This is a genomic window from Pseudoalteromonas sp. T1lg24, from assembly GCF_002964745.1.
Classification (GTDB): Bacteria; Pseudomonadota; Gammaproteobacteria; order Enterobacterales; family Alteromonadaceae; genus Pseudoalteromonas; species Pseudoalteromonas spongiae.
Genome location: NZ_PQCB01000033.1, coordinates 1,402,596 through 1,425,451 on the forward strand (window position 1 = coordinate 1,402,596; position 22,856 = coordinate 1,425,451).

General features: G+C 41.6%; 15 protein-coding genes. 11 read left to right on the forward strand and 4 right to left on the reverse strand.

The genetic code is table 11. The features are described 5' to 3' along the window. The first annotated feature begins 7 nt into the window (after positions 1-7). The 6 genes from C2M30_RS18485 (at position 8) to C2M30_RS18510 (ending at position 12,580) form a co-directional block, all read left to right on the forward strand. Positions 8-538: a phage tail protein gene (locus tag C2M30_RS18485; RefSeq protein WP_105172806.1), complete on the forward strand. Its 531-nt coding sequence runs from the start codon at positions 8-10 to the stop codon at positions 536-538. Positions 539-548: 10 nt separating this feature from the next. Further along, entirely contained in the window at positions 549-1,082 is a 534-nt protein-coding gene (locus C2M30_RS18490; RefSeq protein WP_105172807.1) for a phage tail protein, read from the forward strand. Between the two features lie 152 nt (positions 1,083-1,234). Next, complete coding sequence (locus tag C2M30_RS18495; RefSeq protein WP_267894224.1) at positions 1,235-2,032, forward strand: sulfotransferase; 798 nt, start codon at positions 1,235-1,237, stop codon at positions 2,030-2,032. Between the two features lie 84 nt (positions 2,033-2,116). Then, positions 2,117-6,061, forward strand: a complete 3,945-nt coding sequence (locus C2M30_RS18500) for a DUF4347 domain-containing protein (protein ID WP_105172809.1) — start codon at positions 2,117-2,119, stop codon at positions 6,059-6,061. Continuing rightward, on the forward strand, positions 6,061-11,877 hold the full coding sequence (locus C2M30_RS18505; protein WP_105172810.1) for a tandem-95 repeat protein: 5,817 nt from the start codon (positions 6,061-6,063) through the stop codon (positions 11,875-11,877). Before C2M30_RS18500 ends, C2M30_RS18505 begins: the two co-directional genes overlap by 1 nt. Before the next feature lie 298 nt (positions 11,878-12,175). After that, a complete protein-coding gene (locus C2M30_RS18510) occupies positions 12,176-12,580 on the forward strand; it encodes a hypothetical protein (RefSeq protein ID WP_105172811.1) in 405 nt (134 codons plus the stop codon). 61 nt (positions 12,581-12,641) lie between these two features. Here C2M30_RS18510 and cydB read toward each other — a convergent pair whose 3' ends face one another. The 3 genes from cydB to C2M30_RS18525 all read right to left on the reverse strand — a co-directional run bounded on the left by cydB (position 12,642) and on the right by C2M30_RS18525 (position 15,798). After that, positions 12,642-13,640 (reverse strand): cytochrome d ubiquinol oxidase subunit II, encoded by a 999-nt coding sequence (cydB, locus tag C2M30_RS18515; protein WP_105172812.1) that lies wholly within the window; start codon positions 13,638-13,640, stop codon positions 12,642-12,644. Continuing rightward, positions 13,633-15,000 (reverse strand): cytochrome ubiquinol oxidase subunit I, encoded by a 1,368-nt coding sequence (locus tag C2M30_RS18520; RefSeq protein ID WP_105172813.1) that lies wholly within the window; start codon positions 14,998-15,000, stop codon positions 13,633-13,635. Before C2M30_RS18520 ends, cydB begins: the two co-directional genes overlap by 8 nt. A 243-nt stretch (positions 15,001-15,243) precedes the next feature. Beyond that, positions 15,244-15,798 (reverse strand): GbsR/MarR family transcriptional regulator, encoded by a 555-nt coding sequence (locus C2M30_RS18525; RefSeq protein ID WP_100915291.1) that lies wholly within the window; start codon positions 15,796-15,798, stop codon positions 15,244-15,246. Between the two features lie 359 nt (positions 15,799-16,157). On the opposite strand from C2M30_RS18525, the gene C2M30_RS18530 reads away from it, so the two are divergent. Further along, positions 16,158-17,162, forward strand: a complete 1,005-nt coding sequence (locus tag C2M30_RS18530; RefSeq protein WP_105172814.1) for a substrate-binding domain-containing protein — start codon at positions 16,158-16,160, stop codon at positions 17,160-17,162. Between the two features lie 206 nt (positions 17,163-17,368). Here the strand turns inward: C2M30_RS18530 and C2M30_RS18535 are convergent, their stop codons facing one another. Continuing rightward, the gene (locus tag C2M30_RS18535; protein WP_105172815.1) at positions 17,369-17,956 is read right to left on the reverse strand and encodes a LysE family translocator; all 588 of its coding nucleotides are present in this window, start codon (positions 17,954-17,956) and stop codon (positions 17,369-17,371) included. Between the two features lie 94 nt (positions 17,957-18,050). On the opposite strand from C2M30_RS18535, the gene C2M30_RS18540 reads away from it, so the two are divergent. From C2M30_RS18540 to C2M30_RS18555, 4 genes are all read left to right on the forward strand, one after another. Then, entirely contained in the window at positions 18,051-18,488 is a 438-nt protein-coding gene (locus C2M30_RS18540) for an Lrp/AsnC family transcriptional regulator (protein WP_010559059.1), read from the forward strand. A 247-nt stretch (positions 18,489-18,735) separates the two neighbouring features. Continuing rightward, positions 18,736-19,602: a hypothetical protein gene (locus C2M30_RS18545; protein ID WP_100915288.1), complete on the forward strand. Its 867-nt coding sequence runs from the start codon at positions 18,736-18,738 to the stop codon at positions 19,600-19,602. Between the two features lie 2 nt (positions 19,603-19,604). Continuing rightward, positions 19,605-20,720, forward strand: coding sequence for a DUF4785 domain-containing protein (locus C2M30_RS18550; RefSeq protein WP_105172816.1), 1,116 nt, complete (start codon positions 19,605-19,607; stop codon positions 20,718-20,720). Positions 20,721-20,836: 116 nt separating this feature from the next. After that, positions 20,837-22,840 (forward strand): methyl-accepting chemotaxis protein, encoded by a 2,004-nt coding sequence (locus tag C2M30_RS18555; RefSeq protein WP_105172817.1) that lies wholly within the window; start codon positions 20,837-20,839, stop codon positions 22,838-22,840. Positions 22,841-22,856 lie beyond the last annotated feature (16 nt).

Sequence of the window (22,856 nt, forward strand, 5' to 3'; positions counted from 1 at the left end):
AGTAAAAATGGCAGATCCATTTATTGGTGAAATTCGCATGTTTGCTGGCAATTTTGCTCCTCGTCAATGGGCTATGTGTAACGGGCAGGTGATCGCTATATCACAAAACGATGCGTTATTCTCGTTGATTGGTACTTTTTATGGTGGAGATGGTCGCTCTACTTTTGCCATTCCTGATATGCGTGGTCGTATTCCAATGCAGTGGGGGAATGGTCCGGGCTTAACACCACGTCCTATCGGGCAAAAAACTGGTGAAGAGACAGTTACTTTGCTTCCTACACAAATCCCATCACATACCCATGCATTTCAGGCTAGTCTGGACTCAGTTTCATCGGTTGATCCAACGAACACTGTGTTGGGAACTTTTGCTGCGTCAGATCAAATGTATACAGAAACATTTGAGCAAGCTGATAAAGGTACTATGAATAGTAGTAGTGTTATGAATGCTGGAGGTTCGCAAGCACACACTAACTCAATGCCTTTCCAGTGTTTAACTTACATTATTTGTTTATTGGGCGTTTACCCTTCACGTAACTAAGGAGATTATCATGTCAGAACCGTTTATTGCCGAAGTTCGTATTTGGGCAAATACCTATGCACCACGAGGTTGGAGTATGTGTGACGGCCAAGTAATGCAAATTGTACAAAATACTGCGCTATTTTCATTGGTTGGGACCACGTATGGTGGTGATGGTCGTACTACATTTGGTCTTCCTAACTTAAAAGGTCGAGCCCCCATGCACTGGGGTACAGGATCAGGTCTGACGCCAAGGGTATGGGGTCAAACAGGCGGTATTCCAGCTGTAACCTTGGTTGAGTCGCAAATTCCAGCACATAATCATGAGATTAATGGGCAAAATGTAGCTGGTGATACAAACGCCCCTGCGAATCGTTACTTAGCAACAGACAAGCGTGCAGGCCTGAAGATACGTAACCTTAAAGTAAATGCTACCCCCAATACGAGTATGTCATTAAATACATTGACGTATACTGGGGGGACTCAGGCACATGAGAACCGCCAGCCGTATTTAGCGTTAAATTTTTGTATTGCGACAATAGGTCTATACCCAAGTCGAAACTAGCGAAGTTAAAAGTAGGGGCAAAGTACTGATTTGCCCCTTTTCGTTAATCTATTCATTCTATGAATTTTTATAATTGTTAGCTGAGATTGTGTTTTGAGCTAGTAATAAATTAAGGAACTAAATAGTTGTCACATTTTCATTTTATTTCAGGTTTGCCTCGATCCGGCTCAACGTTGCTTTCCGGCATTTTTCGTCAAAATCCTTCATTGCATGCAGCAATATCGAGTCCTGTCGCAGGGTTAATGAATTCATCTTTGGAGCTAATGGGAGCTGGTGGAGAGTTTTATAGTTTTTTTAGTCAAACTAAGCGCCTTGCCATGTGTCGAGCGGTTTTTAATGCATACTACGATGAACAGAAGAGCAAGCCGGTTATTTTTGATACTAACCGTGTTTGGACGGCGAGAATGCATCAACTCGTTGAGTTATATCCAAGTTTTAAAATGATTTGTTGTATTAGAAATCCCGCTTGGATTGTTGATAGTTTTGAATCTATATATCGAAAAAACCCCTTTGATTACAGCCGTATGTATAACCATCAATCTCGACAAACTGTCTACAGTAGATGTGAAGCTATGATGAGTATGACGGGGATCATAGGGACTGCATGGACAGCGCTAAAAGAGGCATATTATGGCGAGCACTCAGATAAGTTATTGCTGCTTGATTACGACCTGCTAACTCAACACCCACAGCGCTCAATGCAACTCATTTACCAATTTTTAGACTTACCCGAATTCGCACATGATTTTGACAATATCGACTATCAAGAAACAGAGTTTGATGCGCAGCTAGGCGTTAAAGATTTACATACGGTCAAGAAAAAGATCGAATTTACGCCGAGACGCAGCATATTGCCGCCAGATCTGTTTAGGCAATATAGCGAAATGGCGTTTTGGCAAGATACCGCTGGCACAAACGCCAGCATTATTGCGCCAAAGGCAAGTGATTAGTAGAACTAAAGTTGCTAGCAATAGATATTTTATTTAAACGACCAATCAATATTAAGTAAAACGGAAATTTAGGCGGGAAGATAAATGAAAAAGTATCCTTTAAATGCGTTTACTGTGGCACTGTTGCCACTTGGTATACAGAGCTCTATTGTCCAGCCTGCAGGCAGTTATACTTATATTGGTATTAATGCAGGTCGGCAAAGTACTTATGTGCAAGCAGCAGATAAGCGCAATAAGGCAAACAGAGAACAAGCAGTAACTGGCGTCTCTTCAGATTTATCTGCATCTGCTCTGATTCAGCGGCCTAGTGCGCTGGATGATATTGAGCTAATTGAGCCAGCTAAGTTAGCGCTAGAAAGTGCGCTAGGCGGAGCCTCAGTGGAAGGTAGGTTGGGATTAACTCAACCTGAGCTGACCTTGCAAGCTGGTAATCATGTGCAAGAGCTGGTGATCATTGATCAAGGCGTGCCAGACAAGCTCCTTTTTTATAAACAAATACAGCCTAGTGTTGATGTTAAAGAGCTAAATTCGAACCAAGATGGCCTATTCCAGCTTAATCAGATTCTCTCAAATTATAAGAACCTAACAACTCTGCATTTAATCTCACATGCCGATGATGGTGTTTTATATCTAGGTAATAGTAAGGTTACTGAGCAAATATTAAGGGAGGATATAAGCTCCCTTGGCGTACTGAGGGCTGCGATGAGCCGTGGTGCAGATATAAAGCTTTACGGCTGTAACTTAGCTGCTTCTAGCGAGGGAGAGTCGCTAGTTGAGCTAATCGCTACCCAAACCGGCGCTGATGTCGCTGCGTCGAATGACTATACCGGCTCGGGGCTCTTAGGTAGTGACTGGGACTTAGAGGTTAGGGTTGGTGAGATTGATGCCAGTACCCCGTTTAACCAAGCTGTACTGAATCGATTTTCCAGTGTGCTTGCGCCTACGCTGCCAGCAACAATTACTTTCAGCGATAGTTCGGCTGATTGGGATGGGAATAGTGGGTATGCCAGTGGCGCCAATCCCTCGTTACAAGGGGAAGGCATGAAGGCCTATATTACAGGGGGGAGCTCAGGCAATAGTGTAGACGTGACAGGCTTAGTGGGAATTAGTGCTTACAATTATGATGACGCTCTCAGTGGTTCAACAAAGTTCCTGATCGGTTCAGATGACGGTAGTGAATTTGGTATCACCTCGATTCAAGCCCGACAATATAACTCATCATCTCTTACTATTACCGGATATAAAGATGGAAGTTCAGTCGGAACGAAAAGTGTTACTGGGCTCACGACAGGTAGTTATACAACGATAGATTTAACCAGCCCGACCACAGGGTCGTTTGCTGACGTTGATGTTTTGAGGTTCAACCCTGGTGCAGGAACAAACACAGGGGTTAGGTTGGATAATATGGTGCTAATTGCCGCGGCAGTTGTGGATGATGTCGCGCCTACGGTTTCTACTGTTTCTGCCACCACAGCAAATGGTACCTACAACGTAGGTGATGTCATTGCAATTACTGTGCAGTTTGATGAAGTAGTGAATGTAGCTGGCACACCTCAGTTTACCCTAGAAACGGGCATCATAGACCGTACAGTTAATTATTCTTCTGGTGATGGAACAGACACATTAACCTTTAATTACATAGTCCAAGCGGGCGATAGCAGTGCCGATTTAGATTACGTGTCGACTACGGCGTTGGTGTTAAATGGCGGTACGATTCAAGATGACGCTGGGAATGACGCGACGTTAACACTGGCAACGCCAGGGACTGCAAATTCGTTGGGAGCAAATAAGGCGTTGGTGATTGATGGGGTAACACCGACAGTTACCTCAGTATCATCGAGTACGTCAAATGGCACGTACAAAGTGGGCGATGTAATTGCGATTACCGTCCAATTTGATGAGGCTATCACGGTAACAGGAACGCCACAACTTACATTAGAAACGGGCACCACCGATCGCACGGTAAATTATGCTTCAGGCAGTGGCAGCAACACACTAACTTTTAACTACACGGTACAAGCTGGCGATACATCTGCCGATTTAGATTATGTTGCGACCAGTGCGCTGGTATTAAATGGTGGGACGATTAAAGATATCGCAGGGAATGACGCGACGTTAACACTGGCGACACCTGGCGCTGCAAATTCGTTAGGAGCTAATAAAGCATTGGTGATTGATGGGATAACACCGACAGTTTCCTCAGTATCATCGAGTACGGCAAATGGCACCTATAAAGCGGGTGATGTGATTGCGATTACGGTCCAATTTGATGACGCTGTCACGGTAACGGGCACGCCACAAATTACATTAGAGACGGGCACCACCGATCGCACGGTAAATTATACTTCAGGCAGTGGCAGCAATACACTAACTTTTAACTATACGGTACAAGCTGGCGATACATCTGCCGATTTAGATTATGTGACCACCAGTGCGCTGGCATTAAATGGTGGCACGATTAAAGATGCCGCTGGGAACAACGCGACGTTAACACTGGCAACGCCAGGGGCGGCAAATTCGCTTGGGGCGAATAAAGCGATTGTGATTGATGGTGCAGCGCCAGCAGTTTCTTCAGTGTCGTCGAGTACGGCGAATGGCACTTACAAAGCGGGCGATGTGATTGCGATTACGGTTCAGTTTGATGATACAGTCACGGTTACTGGCACACCACAACTTACATTAGAAACGGGCACCACCGATCGCACGGTTAATTATACTTCAGGCAGTGGCAGCAACACACTGACCTTTAATTACACGGTACAAGGTGGCGATACATCTGCCGATTTAGATTATGTTGCGACCAGTGCGCTGGCGTTAAATGGTGGAACGATTAAAGATGCCATAGGTAATGATGCTACGCTAACATTAGCAACCCCAGGAGCGGCGAATTCGCTTGGGGCGAATAAAGCGATTGTGATTGATGGTGCAGCGCCTACAGTATCTTCAGTGTCGTCGAGTACAGCGAATGGCACCTACAAAGCGGGTGATGTGATTGCGGTCACAGTACAGTTTAGTGAATCAGTTTCAGTAACGGGCACACCACAACTTACATTAGAAACGGGTACCACCGATCGCACGGTAAATTATACTTTAGGTAGTGGCAGCAACACACTGACCTTTAACTATACGGTACAAGCAGGCGATACATCGAACGATTTAGATTATGTTGCTACCAGTGCGCTGGTGTTAAATGGTGGAACGATTAAAGATGCCGCGGGTAATGATGCTACGCTAACATTGGCAACCCCAGGAGCGGCGAATTCGCTTGGGGCGAATAAAGCGCTAGTGATTGACACCAATGTACCTATAGTGACCTCAGTGTCGTCGACCACTGCTAATGACACATACAAAACGGGCGATGTGATTGCGATTACGGTCCAGTTTGATGAGGCTATCACGGTAACAGGAACGCCACAACTTACATTAGAAACGGGCACCACCGACCACACGGTTAATTACAGTTCAGGTAGCGGCACTAACACGCTGACCTTTGACTATACGGTACAAACCGGCGATACGACGGCGGATTTAGACTATGTGGCGACCAATTCGTTAGCGCTAAACGGTGGCACTATAAGAGATGCGGCAGGCAATGATGCAACACTAACATTGGCGACACCTGGTGCTGCAAATTCGCTTGGGGCGAATAAAGCGATTGTGATTGATGGTGCAGCGCCTGCCGTTTCTTCAGTGTCGTCGAGTACGGCGAATGGCACCTACAAAGCGGGCGATGTGATTGCGATTACGGTCCAATTTGATGACGCTGTCACGGTAACGGGCACGCCACAAATTACATTAGAGACGGGCACCACCGATCGCACGGTAAATTATACTTCAGGCAGTGGCACCAATACGCTGACCTTCAGCTACACGGTACAAGCGGGTGATACATCGGCCGATTTAGATTATATCTCGACTACTGCACTTGCACTGAATGGTGGCACGATTAAAGATGCTGCGGGTAACGATGCAACATTAACATTGGCGACACCTGGGACTGCAAATTCGTTGGAGCCAATAAAGCGTTAGTGATCGATGGAGCCGCACCAACTATTTCATTTGTTAGTGTACCAGCGAATGCAACTTATTCATTGGGGCAGCAGCTAGACTTTACAATTAATACATCAGAGAGTGTGATAGTAAATACAACAGGAGGTACCCCACAATTAGATATAACTGTTGGGGGAGCTACGCGCCAAGCAGTGTATGTTTCAGGCTCAGCCACAACGGCGTTATTGTTTAGATATACGATACTTGCTGGTGACTACGATAGCGATGGAATTACCGTCAATACATTATCTGCTAATGGCGGTACGTTAAAAGATGCAGTTGGTAACGATTTAGTGACCACTTTGAATTCCGTGGGAACGACTTCAGGTGTACTTGTGGACACTGTTGCTCCTGCGATAACAGTTAGCTCAGGCAATACCAGCCCAACGGATAATGCAGAAGGGATTGCGGTTGCGAGCAACTTAGTGCTTGATTTTGATGAAGACATTTTATTAGTTAACGGCCAAACCATTACCTTGGTGGATGTTACTAACGGTGGTACACGTGAAGTGTTTACAGCAACAAGTACAACAGCAGCTACGGGGTCCACGGGTGGTGCGATTGCAATAGGCAGTGGTGATATCACTATAAATCCAGGCGTTGATTTAAAAACGGGCACTCAATACGCCATCCAGTTTGGTGCAACTAGCGTGACCGATGCTGCGGGCAATGCCCATGTTGCGATTTCAGACACTACCACGTACAACTTTACAACTTTACCAGAAATCACCATAGCGGTGGCCCCAGCGAATATTCAAGAAAACGGCGGTGTCGGGACCTTTACAGTGTCTTTGGTGGATGGCAATGGTAACCCATTTACCGCGACAGAGAATGTCGGTATTACGGTGAACTTAAGCACCGGTAGCGCGACCTTAACCTCTGACTACACCTTGAGTGGGTTTAGTGGCACATCGGATACGGTCACCATTACGACAGGTAATTCAAGCACGACCTTTACGGCAACAGGGGTAAATGATGTAATAGTTGACCCAGCTGAATCCTTAGTGGCGACCCTTTCGGGTAGTGTCTCTGAGGGTACGGCTGTGGTATCAACAACGAACAGCGCGACACTCACCATCAATGAAAACGAATTACCTGTGGTCAATGGCCTACCAGCAACGTTATCGGCCACTGAAGACACCGAAAGTCAACTTGATCTCTCGGCGGTGACCTTTAGCGATGGTAATCACAATGCATTGACCATTACCTTAAGTGTGGATAGCGGGACGTTATCTTCACCACTTGGGAGTTCAGGTGGCGTGACGGTGAGTGGTGATGGTACAACGTCACTGGTGCTGACGGGTGATAAAGCCGACTTAAACACCTTTGTGACCAATGCTAATGCGGTTACGGTGACGCCAGAAGAAAACGCGACAATGGACATTACACTTACTGTGACCGCCAATGACGGTGCAGCAGATGGCAATGCAGCAAACAGCACTATTAATGTGAGTGCCGTGAATGACAACCCTATTTTGATTTCCACCTTCACCGGTGAGTTTGATATGACAGGTTCAGGTGGTGGCACTAGCACCTTCACTGAAACCGACAACGGCATCACCATGACGGTGAGCCTCGATAGCGGTACTTGGACCAATGATGCCAGTGGTGGTGGCAGTTCAATTGGGAATTCAATTTACACTGGCGCAACAGGGCCAACACTCACTACGTTCAACTTTGACCGTGCGATTGACGTCAATTCTTTCTTACACTTTGTGAATGGCGCTGCCGATGGCGGCACATTCACTTATGATGTGACCTCAGGCACAGGCTCTAATGTCACAGAAACGGGCGCAAACGTCGCAAGTGGTGTGACTATTACACCGACTGATTGGACGAATGTAACCGCCTTTACCGTCATCAATGATGGTGGTGCGTTTAACCCAGCCTTTGATACCTTGGCATATACAGGTAATTTAACATTACCAACATCGCTTAGCTTTACCGAAGAAATTCAAGGTAATGTAGATCTCTCTGAATTTTCTTTTGCTGATGTAGACAATACATCAATTACACTTACCCTAAACGTTACAGGTGGTACCTTTGGTACGCCAGCGGATGGTGCAGGCGTGGGCAGTGGTGTGACAGGAAACTTAGTCTCACCGACCAGTATCACCCTTGTTGGTTCACCTGCCGACATTACCACCTACCTTGATACCACAAGCAACATCACCTTTACCGGTGCCCTTGATGTACAAGGCACAGGTGCGGGCAGCTTAACGATTTTGGGTAACGATGGCGAAAGTGGGAACATTCCGCTCACTACTTTAAGTATTGATATTACCAATGTGAATGATGCACCGACCATCACAGGCACACCAAGTACGTCAGTGAATGAGAATCAAGCATATAATTTCTCACCAGTTGGTGAAGATGTAGATGGAGATGCGTTGTCATATAGCGCAACTGGTTTACCAAATTGGGCGAATATCAGCTTGTTGACAGGTGCGGTCACTGGTACTCCGAGTTTTGATGATGCAGGTACGACATCTAATATTGTCGTGTCGGTTAGCGACGGTCTATTGAGCAGTTCGTTAGCGCCATTTAGTATTACAGTGAATAATGTAAACAATGCTCCTGTTGCAAATGACGATAACGTTTCAACGATTGAAGATACAAGTGTTTCTTTTAACATAATTGCAAACGATATTGACGACGAAGGGCTATTGTTAGCTTCATCCGTAAATATTGTTAATCAGCCAAGTAAAGGTGTTGTTACCGTTTTAAACGGAGTGATAAATTATTCACCAAATGAAAATGTTAATGGTTCGGATAGCTTTACTTATACTGTAAAAGATCAGTCTCAAAATACGTCAAACATTGCGAACGTATTCATCCAAATCACATCAGTAAACGATGCACCATCAATTTCCGGTTCGCCTTTCACGACTATAAAAACAGGTCAAATGTATCAGTTTGTGCCTACCAGCGACGATATTGATAGTGAAAATTTGACATTCACAATTCAAAATAAACCAAGTTGGGGGTTATTTGATCAAAATGTAGGAAGCTTATCAGGGAGCCCTAGCGATAACGACATTGGTTCTTACGAAAATATTGTTATCTCGGTAACCGACGGCGAACTTTCTGCGTCACTTTCTGCATTTAATATTTTGGTCAAAGATGGAAATGATGCACCAAACGCTAATGATATGCAGGTTGTTGTAAATGAAGATGAAGCTAAATCGATAATCCCAGATGTTAATGATAACGAAGATGACTTATTGGTAATTTCACTTGAAACACAAGCAGAATTTGGTGTAGTCGATATACAAAATAATGTATTTATCTATACACCTAATCAGGATTACTTTGGTGAAGACACGTTTACCTATAGTGCATCTGATGGCAAGAAGACATCTAACATAGCGAGTGTTGCTATTAATGTTAAGCCCGTTAATGACTTACCAATAGCTGTTAATGACGTTATTTCATTACCCGTGACTGAGTCTGGTGTGTATACCATTAATGTGACCAATAATGATACTGATGTTGAAGATGACGTAGTAACTTTATCGGGTGCTGATGCGAATATTGGTCAGGTAGAATTAGTTGAAAACAACATTCAATTGACATTATTACCTTCCATAAATTCACCAATTACCATTAATTATCGAGTACGTGATTCAGAAAAAGCTGAAGCAAACGCATCAGCAATAGTCACGTTAACTGACGGAAATAACAATGCTCCAATAATTACCGTGCCGGAAGACGTCATTATTGATTCGACTGGGTTGTATACAAAGGTAGATTTAGGCGCCGCAACGGCAGTGGATAGCTCAGGTAATCCTGTGTCGGTATCGCTTGTTGAAGGTCGTACTTTCTTCAGACCTGGACGCCATGAAGTGTTTTGGCAGGCTACTGACAGCCAAGGTAATACCTCGGTTGCATTACAGAATGTTGTTGTTAACCCACAGGTCTCATTAAGTAAACCATCGGTGATGAGTGAAGAGCAAACAGGCAATGTATTTGTTCATTTAAATGGTAAAGCGCCTAGTTACCCCCTTACTGTTAATTTCAGTATAAGTGGCTCTGCTGATAGTAGTGATCATAACTTAGAAAGTGGTCAAGTGATCTTTGATAACGGTACTGTAAAAGCTATTCCTTACACCATTTTTGCAGATGGAGTAAATGAGGGCGACGAACAAATCGTTATTACACTATCTGAGCAATTAAACTTGGGAATTCAGTCCTCTACAACGATAGATATTGTTGAACGAAACGTTGCGCCGCGGATAACGCTTTATGCCTTACAAAATGATGAGTTACGCACGTTAATAAGTAGGCAACAAAGTGAAGTGATTGTTAAAGCGACTGTTTTTGATGCAAATTACCAAGACACTGTAAATTATACATGGTCGTCTAACGACGGGATTGAAAATGTCAGTGATACTGAGAGTGAATTTAGATTCATACCTCAGGCATTAGATGTCGGCGTTTACACCATTGGGCTTATTGCAAGCGATAATGGTGAGCCAAGTTTATCGACATCTGCATCGATTTCGTTAGTGGTCGTTGAAAGTCTTCCCGAACTAACTACAAAAGATACCGATGGGGACGGCGTTGCCGATTTTGCCGAAGGGTACCAAGATAGCGATGGTGATGGCATTGCCGATTACCTTGATGCAATTGATGCATGCAATGTGTTACAAGCTAGCGCTGATGAGTCATCTCAATTCTTGCTAGAAGGCGATGCGAGCTTATGTTTGAAACGTAATTTAGTGATTACGAATGCACAATCAGGAGGCGCTGCGGTAGCGACTAGTGAGCTTACAGGAGACTCTAACGCCAAAAACATCGGAGGAATATATACATTCGAAGCAACAAACCTTGATCAAATGGGTGATGTAGTCAGAATTGTCATTCCTCAGAGTATACCGGTACCAAAAAATGCCGTTTATCGTAAGTTAATAGCGGGGGAATGGGTCAACTTTATATTAAACGCAAATAATGAAGTGCTTTCTGCACCAGGCACGCTAGGATACTGTCCTTCGACTCGTGACGCGCAATGGCAGCCTGGTTTGATTGAAGGAAGCTTCTGTATTCAATTGCGAATTGAAGATGGTGGACCAAATGATGCCGATGGCCTCAAAAATGGACGTGTAACTGATCCAGGTGGGGTTGCAATACCTTTGAGTGATAACAATTTTCCAGTTGCGAACGATGATTTTGTTAGTGTTAAAATGGGCGACTCAATCATCATTGATGTACTTGAAAACGATGAAGACATTGATGGTGATGCTCTTACTATCACATCAGCTGATAGCGACTTCGGAACCGTTACAATTAATGACAATAAGCTTCAATATCAGACATTACCGGAATTTTTCGGTATTGCGAATGTTGGCTATGGTATAAGCGATGGTCGTGACGGTACAGATTATGGAAAACTTCAGCTCATTATCAGAGCTAACAGTGCACCCGTTGTAACTAACTTATCATTAGAGACTAACGATACTACCGATATTGTTATCCACCTGGCTGAAAATATAAGTGACCCTGATGGCGATAGCGTTAGCTTACTTGAGGCTAACGCTGAGTCTGGCTCGATTGTCATTGATAAAGCAGCTAAAACGATAACGTACAAACCTCAAAAAGGATTTGTAGGCGAAGACATCATTACGTATAAAGTGAGTGATGAGCTTGGCGCATTAGCTGAAGGAACAATTACTATTAGTGTAAGCAAAACACCGGACGTTGTTAAGCCTGAAACGCCTAAGAAAAAATCATCAGGTACTTTAAGTTGGTTACTTCTTTTTGTTTCGTTGTTATTTGTAGCACGAAATAAAAAGTAGGTACCTTAAAGCCAGCCATTATGGCTGGCTTTATTATTTACGCAAAGTAAATTCATTCTGTACCACCTATTGCAAATCAAATACGACACTAATTTGTTCATAAGATGCAAGCGTATTACACCTATCTAGTTTGTAAATCTTTAATTATCGGGTAGTGCTACAGCTGAAGACAGAGTTTACCAGTAGTTATTTGTATTAATATTTTGAACGATTTCAAATCTTAACATTCATTTTCTTGAATCTAGATATTCTTTAACGTAGAGTAATTTTTGTCTTATTTTTATACGGAAATTCAATTATGTTAAGAACACTAACCCTTTCACTTGTTGCACTTTCTTCACTTACACTTGTTGGTTGTGGTTCTACACCGCCAATTCAAGCACAAGAAAAAACCATTGCGTACCAAGGTAAGACTTACGTTTTTGGTGGCCAGTACGATACTAAACGAAATGAAGTACAACTTACGGTAAATGGCGATCCGGTAATGAAAGGTCGTTTTCCTCCATACACGCCAACACTTAATTTAAATACGAGCTATCAAGAAGTTAATGTTTCTAGCTATTGTTACTTTAGCTCTGTGCTGAATGAAAAAGGCGGTGTGTTTGGTGCTGTAGCGGGCGCTATTCAGTCATCTAATTCAAAGTCAGGCGACAAGTGTGACGTGAAAATTGCAGGTGAAACGGTTGAAAGCCTATATTTCTAATAGATTTATTATAAGTGTGTAACCCAGTGGCTACACACTTATTTTAATAACTGAATTGAAGTTAATAGTAGCGAAGTTCGTCCACCTTTCCCCAAAACACTCTGTAAGAAAATGCGGTATAAGCCAAAATAGTTGGCACTACAATTAACGCCCCCCACAACATAAAGTTAAGTGCTTCAGGTGCTGCAACAGCTTGCCAAATTGTTAATTTACCCGGCACAATCTCAGGGAAAAAGCTAAATGCTAAGCCAAAAAATGATAGGGTAAAAATCAATAGCGCAAAAAAGAATGGTAGGGCTGCACCAATATTTGGCTGTTTAGCTAAGCGCTTTAGTACAAACCAACATAGTACAAAGAAGCTTGCACAAATAATCGGAATGGGAATTAAGATCAGTGCATACGGAAAGTCGAACCATTTTTGATAGATCTCTGGTGAAATAAGTAAGTTAACCAGTGATACCAGCAATATACCAACAAACGTAATAACAACCGTTGATTTACAATGCGCTATGGCTTTTTGTTGCAAATCGCCTTCGGTTTTCATAACTAACCATGCACTGCCAATAAAGGTATAAGCCGCTGAAACTCCAATTGCACTTAAAAGGGCAAAACCGTGCGCTTCTAAGGTGTTTGAAAACCCCATAACATAAAAACCGAGCATGTAACCTTGCGCCAGCGAGGCGAGCAAAGAGCCAGATTTAAACACCGTATCCCATTTACGTTTATGGGCAACAATGGCCTTAGCTCTAAAATCAAATGCTACACCGCGCATGATTAAGCCAATCAACATAAATGTACACGGGATATAAAGTGCTTGAAAGACGATACTGTGTGCAGTTGGAAACGCAATGAGTAACAGGCCAATTGCTAATACTAACCAAGTTTCATTAGCATCCCAAAATGGTCCTATTGATGCAATCATGGTATCTGCCGAGGTTTCATCGTCTAACGGCAGTAAAATCCCTACACCTAAATCGTAACCGTCTAAAACAGCGTACATTAATGTTGCAAGGCCCATTAGGGATACAAAAATAATTGCCAGAGTTGCTTGATCAAACATATGCATTATCCCCTTTACTCGGTAATTGTTTTATTGGCTTTTCGCTCATATCAAATTCTTCAATTTCAACGGCACGGCGCGCCATTAGAAACACTGTATGAAGATAAGCGACTAACAAAATGGCATAGGTAGTTAAATAGAGCGCTAAGCTAAATCCAACATTTGCAGGCGCAATTTGTGTTGCAGCGTCAGACACTTTTAGCACACCGCTAACAAGGTAAGGTTGTCTGCCTATTTCAGTTACATACCAGCCAGCTAACGTAGCTAACCAACCTGAGAATGTTAAGCCAACAAGAATACGCATTAGCCAAGTGGGTAATTGGTCGCGTTTTTTAAGGGTATAGGTTGCAAACCAAGAGATGGCGATCATCAGTAAACCTAGGCCAACCATTATTCTAAAGCCAAAAAATACAGGTTTAACTGGCGGATGCTCACCTTTAAATTCATCAAGCCCCTTAATTTCACCATCAAGCTCATGGGTAAGAATAAAGCTTGCCATGTTAGGTATGCCAATTTCAAAATGATTCGTTCTGTTTTCTTCATCAGGAATTGCAAATAGCAGTAAAGGTGCGCCTTTTTCGGTTTGCCAAACGCCTTCCATTGCCGCTATTTTCTGTGGTTGATGTTCAAGTGTATTAAGACCATGTAAATCACCAACAAATGCTTGTAACGGTGATAAAATCGCTGCCACAATAACCGCTACTTTTAATGTTAATTTTGGTGCTTGTTTATCGTCCCCTTTAAGTAAACGATAGCAACTCACGCCAATTATCATAAAGCTCGCCGTTAAGCCCGAAGCCAAAAGCATATGCGCTAAGCGGTAAGGAAAACTTGGATTAAAAATTACTGCAAACCAGTCGGTTGGGTAGGCGATTCCATCGCGCATCTCGAAACCGCTTGGTGTTTGCATCCACGAATTTAAACTTAAGATCCAAAACGCTGAAAGCGTGGTGCCAATTGCTACAACAATACAAGCTAAAGTATGTACTTTTGGTGGCACACGTTTAATACCGAACAACATAATGCCTAAAAATGTTGCCTCTAGGAAAAATGCAGTTAACACTTCGTAGCCTAATAGTGGCCCCGCGATGTTTCCGACTTTTTCCATAAAACCGGGCCAGTTAGTACCAAACTGAAATGACATGGTAATACCGCTTACAACGCCAAGGGCAAATGAAAGGGCAAAGATTTTTACCCAGAATCGATATGCGCGCATCCAAACCGGATTGCCTGTCATATCAAACCTGACTTTAAAGAAAACTAAAAACCAACACATCGCGATGGTTATAGTGGGAAATAAAATGTGAAAACTAATGTTGGCAGCAAACTGTATGCGTGAAAGCATTAACGTATCCAACATAAACGACCCCCAAAGAATAGACGTGCTATTTATCTAATGTTTTTTAAACACGGATTTGGTTAGTAAGTGTTAACGTGTACTGGTTGGGCTGTATTTGCCATTGTATACAAACAACAAAGGGGAAATTGAGCCTTGTAGCACCTTGTTTATTACTTGCGATACTTCTTCCGGTATTCAATAAAACAAAAATTAAATAGCAACACGACGACATATGCACTTTTTCAGTGCGCACAAAAAAAGCGGTTAATTACTATTACCGCTTTTCAAAACTTTATCTTTAAAATCGAGTACTTTAACAACACCAGAGCCGAGCTTCATAAGTGTTGTCAGCTTTTCAGGACTCATGCTTTGTAATTCACTTGCCCAAACGGTGATGGTTTCAAGCAAATCATGCAGCTCAGACATTTTGTCCTGTGCATACGCTTCTTCTGCATTAGCGGGTTCATCAATGATTGAAGCGCGCAAAAGAGATAGGGTTGGGTCCATCTCTCTTTTTCTGCGCTCTTCAAATACTCGGTTTGCTAATTCCCAAATATCGCCAGCGGGTGCATAGTAATCTTTTCGGTCGCCAGGCTTATGAATTACCGATACTAGTCGCCACGACTGTAATTCTTTGATTGCCATACTAACGTTACCGCGCGAGATATTTAAGGTTTCTGATAACGAAACAGCGCTTAGAGGTTCTTCACTCATTAGCAATAAACCCATGATTTGACCGATTGTGCGGTTAAATCCCCAACGGCTGCCCATTTCGCCGCAATGCATTACAAAACTTTCGATTTTTGGTGTTAGTAACATTCTAAACGTTCAATAATTTCTGAAACTTTAAAATATACTAATCCCATCATTGATATAGATCAATCTTTTTATGCGTATAAATTGTTCGTATTTGGATTGAAAAGTGAACAATCGAATTGATTTAAGTGGATTTAATTGAATTGTAATAAATGGGTAATGTCTGTCAGGCACTCTTTTGTAAAAAAATGTATTGGCACCTATTATCATTGCTGTTTTATTTTTGTGTGTTTTTAACGCCACTTTTGATTGGTTATTATTCAAAAATGAATGAAAGTTAAAAAAATCGTAAATAACTATTTAATTTAACACAATGATGCTTCTATACTGAGATTGTATTTAAATTTATTGTAGTCATCTCCATGCGGAATAAAGCACAAAATAGTAGTTTTTGGTTGTTGTTTTTATTCAACTTATTTTTAGTTTTATTTAGTTTTACCAGTAATGCCAGCTACACAATTGGTGTTATCGGTAAAACCAAAAATGATAGTTTTTATATCCAATCATTTAAAGGGTGTGAGTCTGTCGCTAAAAATCACCCAGATTTACGATGTATTTATGAAGGCGCTGATGACTTTCAAGATATTCGTGGTCAAACGCTCAAAATTAACCGACTGATCGAAAGCGGAGTAAATGCGTTACTCATTTCGGTTACTGATTCTGATTACTTAGTAAATGGTGCCCTTAAGCGAGCATTTGAGCTTGATATTCCAGTTATTACCTTTGACTCTGACTTGTTACCGCAACATCATGATTACCGTTTAGCGTATGTTGGTACTAATAATTTCGATTTTGGTGTTGCCCTAGGCGAATACGTTAAAAATAACGTTAAACACACAAACACTGTGTGCCTGCAGTCTGGGCATCCATCTACGCCAAACTTAAACCAGCGAATCAAAGGTGTACGCCATGCGTTAAGTGGCCAAAGTTTACAGCGTTTGAATGATGGCTACCAATGGCAAGAGCATGAATTATGCCCAGTTTACAGCTTGGGTAAACGAGGTCTAGCACTTAGTCAGTTAGTAGGTAAGATCAAACTCGATGCGCCGCCGATTTTTATCGCCGTAGCGGGATTTGCTCAGTTTAATCCACGTTACATTGACCAGCTTAATCAGTTTAAGTCTAAGATTAAATCGGGTGATATTGTGATTGTTTCAGCCGATACCGAAGAGTTGCAATTGAGTGCATTATCTAAGGGGCTTTCCACAGTCAATATTGGCCAAAAACCGTTTGATATGGGAAAACAGGGCGCCGAATATTTGTATCAGTATTTAAAACACAATGTGAAACCTAAGCGAGAATTTACTTATTTAGGTTTTCACTATTGCGATAAACAGAATGTTGATACATGTACCGTAAACTATTAAGGGGTTTTGAACGTTAATCGCTATCTTCAAACTTGTTTGCTTGCTTAAGAAATAAACTAGAGCGGTTATCGCTTTAGTTAACAAAGCTAAACGCTAAGAAAACGCTGCCAGAAAGTCCAAATCACCCGTTTGTTCTGTTGTTATTTCTTCATACTTTTGAATGTATTATGCTCAAAAGCGCTAATACACCTCTAGTAACTAGGGGATTAAAGCATAGGTATAACCGATACAACCAATAGTGCCGCCATAAACCAATTAAACAAACGTATTTTAATGGGTGAGGCAATAAGTTGCTTTAAACTTTTACCCAATACTAACCAACAGCCAATGGATGGTAAGTTAATAAGTAAAAACACCACACTTACTAACATCACAGATTGTAGACTTTGATCACTGGCATACACCGCATTAACACTTAACGCCATTGTCCACGCTTTAGGGTTGACCCATTGAAAAAGCGCAGCTTGCATAAAGGTTAATGGTTTCGCATCCGATGCGACTTCATCAATAGTATGGTTATTCGCGATTTTGTATGCAAGGTAACATAAATAGACGATGCTTACCCATTTTAATACGGTGTAACTTGCAGGTAGGGCTTGAAATAACTGACTTACGCCAATTCCCACCAATAGCACCATCACACTAAAACCAATGGCAACACCTAACAAGTGCGAAATCGAACGGCGCAGACCAAAATTTAACCCTGAGCTTAATAACATTAAGTTATTCGGGCCAGGGGTGATAGATGAAACAAAACAAAATGTTATTAATGCAATAAGTAATTCAGTATTCATAGTGGACTCCTTTTTTAATAGAGTAATTTACTTATTGCGCAATTTGCTGTTTTATATTGTCTAATAAAATCAAATGGCACAATAAAATTTAGATATGGATAAATTTAACGAACAAATATTGTTTGAGTTATCGCGCGACAGTAGTTTGACCAATATTCAATTGGCAGAGCGAATTGGATTATCGCCATCGGCATGTTTACGCCGCGTACAAGAGCTTGAGCGGGCAAAGATTATTACAGGTTATAAAGCCACCATTGACACCGAGCAACTAGGGATCGGATTTAAAGCATTTATTACGGTAGGCTTGTCGGTGCACACTAAAACAGCGCAAACACAATTTGAAGAGGCAATTACACTTTCAAAAGAAGTGCTTGAATGCCACAACGTAACCGGTGCGTTTGAGTATATTTTAAGAGTAGAAACCAAAGATTTGAAAAGTTATAAGCAATTTCACACCAATGTGTTAGGTGATATTGAGCAGGTCGCGACCATAACGACCCATGTTGTAATGGATTCCGTTAAAGATAGTTAGTGGATTTAGCGTCTTTTCTTAGTAAAACAGTGTGTTTTCCACGTCAAATTTAATACAAACGATTCGTTTGGCTATATCAAATGGTTATGGATATATAACCCAGCTTTCATATTTATGTAATAACAATCGGCTTAATCATACCAATTGTTAATAAAGTGTAAAAAAATGTTGTAATTGTACCTAAATTGGCTATTTTGTGATCGGAGGTCACTCCTCCGATCACAAACAATAATTAGGAACACACAGTATGAAAATAACGAAAATAATAGCTTATGCGGTGTTGTTGTACGCAAGCACGCCTCTTTGGGCAAGTCATGGACTGGCCTTTATTCATGGGACTGGAAGTCAAACAGATGCATATAATGACTACTGGACAGGTGAATTTGTAAACTCAGTGAGGCAAGGGTTAAGTAACACAAACAATTACACGGTGATCAATTGCGATTTCGATCGGTATATGTGGGATACGCGAGCATCTGGCTGTTTGGCAGAGCAGCTCACTAACTTTATAAATAGTAAAAACATTACGTCCTTAACACTCATTACACACTCGAATGGCGGTAATGTTGTGCGTTGGATTTTATCTAATCCAACCTGGGATAGCCGTTTTGTCACTATTATAAATACGGTCAAAAAGACGATAGCGCTTGCACCGTCGTCTGGTGGTACACCATTAGCCGATGCGGTAACCGCAGGTAATTCATTTGAAACAACCCTTGGCTGGATCTTAGGTTACGACAGTGACGCGGTGAAACAGCAGCAAGTTGGTTGGATGGCACATTACAATCAAAATTGGTTATATGGTACGCCTAATCGACCGGCACTTAGTTCTGCATTTGAGGCAGTTGTAGGTAGTGATGTTGATTCGGCAATTTGGGATGGTGATAGTTACTGTGGAGGCTATCAATATCAAGTGGCGCTTGAGGTTACACAAAACTGGTTAGATGATTGCTCTGACGGATTCTTGGAATGTAGTTCGCAATCGCTTGCGGGCAGTGTGTGGTTTAAAGATAAAAATAAAACACGTGGCAGTGAGCCTTTAAGTCATCATCAAAGTCGTCGTAAATGTTTCAATTTAGATGGCCTACTACGCAATCGAATTACGGAGATCTAATTATGAAAAATTTTACTGTATTAACGCTTTTTGCAAGCTTACTATCGACATTTTCAATCCATGCTGAACCGGTTGTATATCAGTTTAAAAAAGTACAACCAGCTGTTGAGCAGCCGTTACAGCAAGCATTAAAAAGCGATGAATATTGGATGACAATATCTGGCAAAGCGCTTAAACAAGGTGTTGAGTTGCCGTTGTCTGCTCAGAATAGTTTTGTTCGAGTTGCGCCGAAATTTGATGTTGCAAACACACAATTTGTTGAACCGCTTGATGTTAGTGCATTGTCGTTAACACCAAATTCTAAAGTGTTAACAAAGGGCAATCGTGCACAGGTAGAACAAGTGTTTGCGCAAAAAGAAATGAACGATGCAGGTTTTACTGATGGCAGTGTAGCGCTAAAGGTAAAGTCGCAACACGCTTTGCAGCAACTAACGCTAAAAACAAATCAATATCTGATTGATGATGCGAAATATCTAGTGCACGTAAAGGAAAAGCGCAGTGATGTTGTTCTAGCCGTTGCAGCGAATAACCGTTCTATTCAAAGTGCAAATAAACTGGCATATCAATCGCTTTCGTTTACTGATAACGCGACTCAAATCAAAACGATGTCAGCTAAACTGATTAGCCCAACAAATGAAAAAGTAACGGTAGATATAACCAATAACCACTTTAATTTTGATAAAGCACTGGCGTATTTTGGAGCAATCAATGGCCTGTATGAGCTTGAACTTCAAATTGATGCCGAGCGCGCTAATATGCCAGTTAAGCGTTCGCTTAAAATTCCATTTGTTAATTTTAAACAAACGGCAAAGGCGTTACCTAACGTGACATTTAGTGCGTCGCAATCGCATATTGAAGCTAAGGTGCCATTGATGGTAAATGATGCGGGACGCTTTAGTTTACAAGCAACGTTACAAGGTAGTAATGATGGGGTGCGTTTTTACGACATAGCCACGGTTGAAATGGCAAAAGAGTTAAACGGTGACGATTCACTATTGCTACCATTTACCACTAAGGCTCGTTATTCGTCTTATCGTTTAAACAATATGGTACTGAAAGATCAAAGTCGTTTATTAGTGTTACAAACACCTCAGAAGTTATTTCGTCCATCAATTTAATGATGTCAAAATACGCCAACATTAGTTGGCGTATTTTCGTTTCATTTCAAAACAAAATCACTTTATAAATATTACGTTATACTTAAACCGAGTTATTAAAGTAGTAGGGCGTTTTAATGGTTTTTACGGTAAAACAAAAAATCACCTTTGGCTTTGCATCAGTGGGCATTTTGCTTGCGGGTGTTTGCCTGTTTTTTTATATGTCATTGTCGAATATTGAGCGTGCTTACTTAAATATTAAAGAGCAGGCTTTACCAGTACAACGCAGTGCCGATGACATTCAAACGCTTATTCTCAACTACTCAAAAAACGCTAACGCAATTTACGGTACCAACAAATTAAATGTTATAGAAAAATTCAGAGCACAAAATCAATCACTTAAAAATCAACTACAACAAACACTTTCAAGTAGCATTGCAGATTACAGCATTGACCTTGAAAAACTAAATAACCAATCACTTGCATTAATTGAAGCGTCTGAAAGTTTAACTGATAACAAAATTGCCTATTTAAATGCTAAAAAAACAAACAAAACTTTGATTGAAAAGCAGCTTGCGCTTATTTCACAAAGCTCCGAATTATTATATGACCTAGAAACATTAACAGGATTAAGTTCGCGCCTGTTAGATGAAGTGATGGGCACCGCGATCCGCATCGATGACATGTTGTTTAATTTAACTGAAGTAACCAATGCACTTAGTCAAACTTTAGACAGTGAAACGCAAGTTAAACATCAAAACGATACGCGGTTTTTACTGGCAAATATTAAAGACAACTACAATTTTCTCAATCAACAGCTCACAGATATTGAAAGCGGTGATTTTCAAACTCGTTTTGAACAAAACTTGGCTGTATTTAACAGTAACGTAGATAACCCGGCACATTTGTATCAACAACAGACGCTACAGCTTGCTAAGTACAATCAATTTGAACACGACTACAATCGCGTAGAAGCGCTTTCTGAAGAAATTAACAGTTCAATTCACACCATAAAACAAAGCGCCAGTGAACTAGTGAACCGTTATCAACAATTAGCAGATGAAAAAATAGATGAAAATCAGTTGTTACTTATGGTCATTGCTGGTGTTTTTCTATTGGTTGCTGCAATTATCGCTACCTTAACTATACGTGCGATTATAATACCGTTAGGCTATGTAAATCATACGCTTACAAAAGTAGCTGATGGCGATTTCTCGCGTCATGCGCGCAAGATTAACGATGATGAATTTGGTGAAGTAAGCGATAAATTGAATCGGGTTATTGATAATTTAAAAGAGCTGATCACCGATATTTTCGAACAGGTGGCATCACTTGAGTCGCGCCTTGAAAATTCCTTAGCAAGAAGTGCAACGGTTTCGCACAATGCCGAAAAACAAATTGAGCGGGCAAAACACACCACAGCACTTGCTCAAGATGTGCATACCAGCGCTAATACGGTAAACACACAAACCAAAGAAAGCTCCGAAGATATTAATCAAGCAAGTGAACAAAGTGATGCTGTGCTAAATTTGGCAACGCAAAACCGAGAACAAATACAATTGCTTGCTTCAAACTTGAATACATCGGTTGCGTTGATGGCTGAGCTTTCAAACCAATCGAGTAATATTGGCAGTATTCTAGATACTATCGTCGCAATTTCTGAACAAACTAATTTGTTAGCTCTGAATGCAGCCATCGAAGCTGCGCGTGCGGGAGAGCAGGGACGTGGTTTTGCCGTCGTGGCGGATGAAGTCAGGTTGTTAGCATCGCGTACGCAAGAATCAACAAAAGAAATAGCGCAAATGATAACCGCATTACAAAGCGGTACCAACGATGCGCAGCGCGCGATTAACCAAGGGCAAGAGGCTGCGCTGACGTGTACTGAGCGAAGCGCAGCGCTTACAGGTGCAGTCGACTTGATTGAGCAAGGTTTATCGCGTTTGGCAGATAAAAGTAACCAAATAGATCAATCAAGTGCACAGCAAAGTGCCATGGCGCAAGACATCGTTACGCGTATGCAGGAAGTAGAACATAGTGCAGAACAAAATAGTGATGAACTAACGGCACTAAGTGAAAATATTCGTCAGATAAATGAGCTCGGCCATAAAGTGAGTGATGCACTAAACCGCTTTAAGCTATAGCGCTTATTGATTCTTT

What these genes read in the sequence shown, in the direction of transcription:
- C2M30_RS18485 (WP_105172806.1), top strand. Translation starts at nt 8, where the DNA reads ATGGCAGATCCATTTATTGGTGAAATTCGCATGTTTGCTGGCAATTTT.
- C2M30_RS18490 (WP_105172807.1), top strand. Translation starts at nt 549, where the DNA reads ATGTCAGAACCGTTTATTGCCGAAGTTCGTATTTGGGCAAATACCTAT.
- C2M30_RS18500 (WP_105172809.1), top strand. Translation starts at nt 2,117, where the DNA reads ATGAAAAAGTATCCTTTAAATGCGTTTACTGTGGCACTGTTGCCACTT.
- C2M30_RS18510 (WP_105172811.1), top strand. Translation starts at nt 12,176, where the DNA reads ATGTTAAGAACACTAACCCTTTCACTTGTTGCACTTTCTTCACTTACA.
- cydB (WP_105172812.1), bottom strand. Translation starts at nt 13,640, where the DNA reads ATGTTTGATCAAGCAACTCTGGCAATTATTTTTGTATCCCTAATGGGC.
- C2M30_RS18520 (WP_105172813.1), bottom strand. Translation starts at nt 15,000, where the DNA reads ATGTTGGATACGTTAATGCTTTCACGCATACAGTTTGCTGCCAACATT.
- C2M30_RS18525 (WP_100915291.1), bottom strand. Translation starts at nt 15,798, where the DNA reads ATGTTACTAACACCAAAAATCGAAAGTTTTGTAATGCATTGCGGCGAA.
- C2M30_RS18530 (WP_105172814.1), top strand. Translation starts at nt 16,158, where the DNA reads ATGCGGAATAAAGCACAAAATAGTAGTTTTTGGTTGTTGTTTTTATTC.
- C2M30_RS18535 (WP_105172815.1), bottom strand. Translation starts at nt 17,956, where the DNA reads ATGAATACTGAATTACTTATTGCATTAATAACATTTTGTTTTGTTTCA.
- C2M30_RS18540 (WP_010559059.1), top strand. Translation starts at nt 18,051, where the DNA reads ATGGATAAATTTAACGAACAAATATTGTTTGAGTTATCGCGCGACAGT.
- C2M30_RS18545 (WP_100915288.1), top strand. Translation starts at nt 18,736, where the DNA reads ATGAAAATAACGAAAATAATAGCTTATGCGGTGTTGTTGTACGCAAGC.
- C2M30_RS18550 (WP_105172816.1), top strand. Translation starts at nt 19,605, where the DNA reads ATGAAAAATTTTACTGTATTAACGCTTTTTGCAAGCTTACTATCGACA.
- C2M30_RS18555 (WP_105172817.1), top strand. Translation starts at nt 20,837, where the DNA reads ATGGTTTTTACGGTAAAACAAAAAATCACCTTTGGCTTTGCATCAGTG.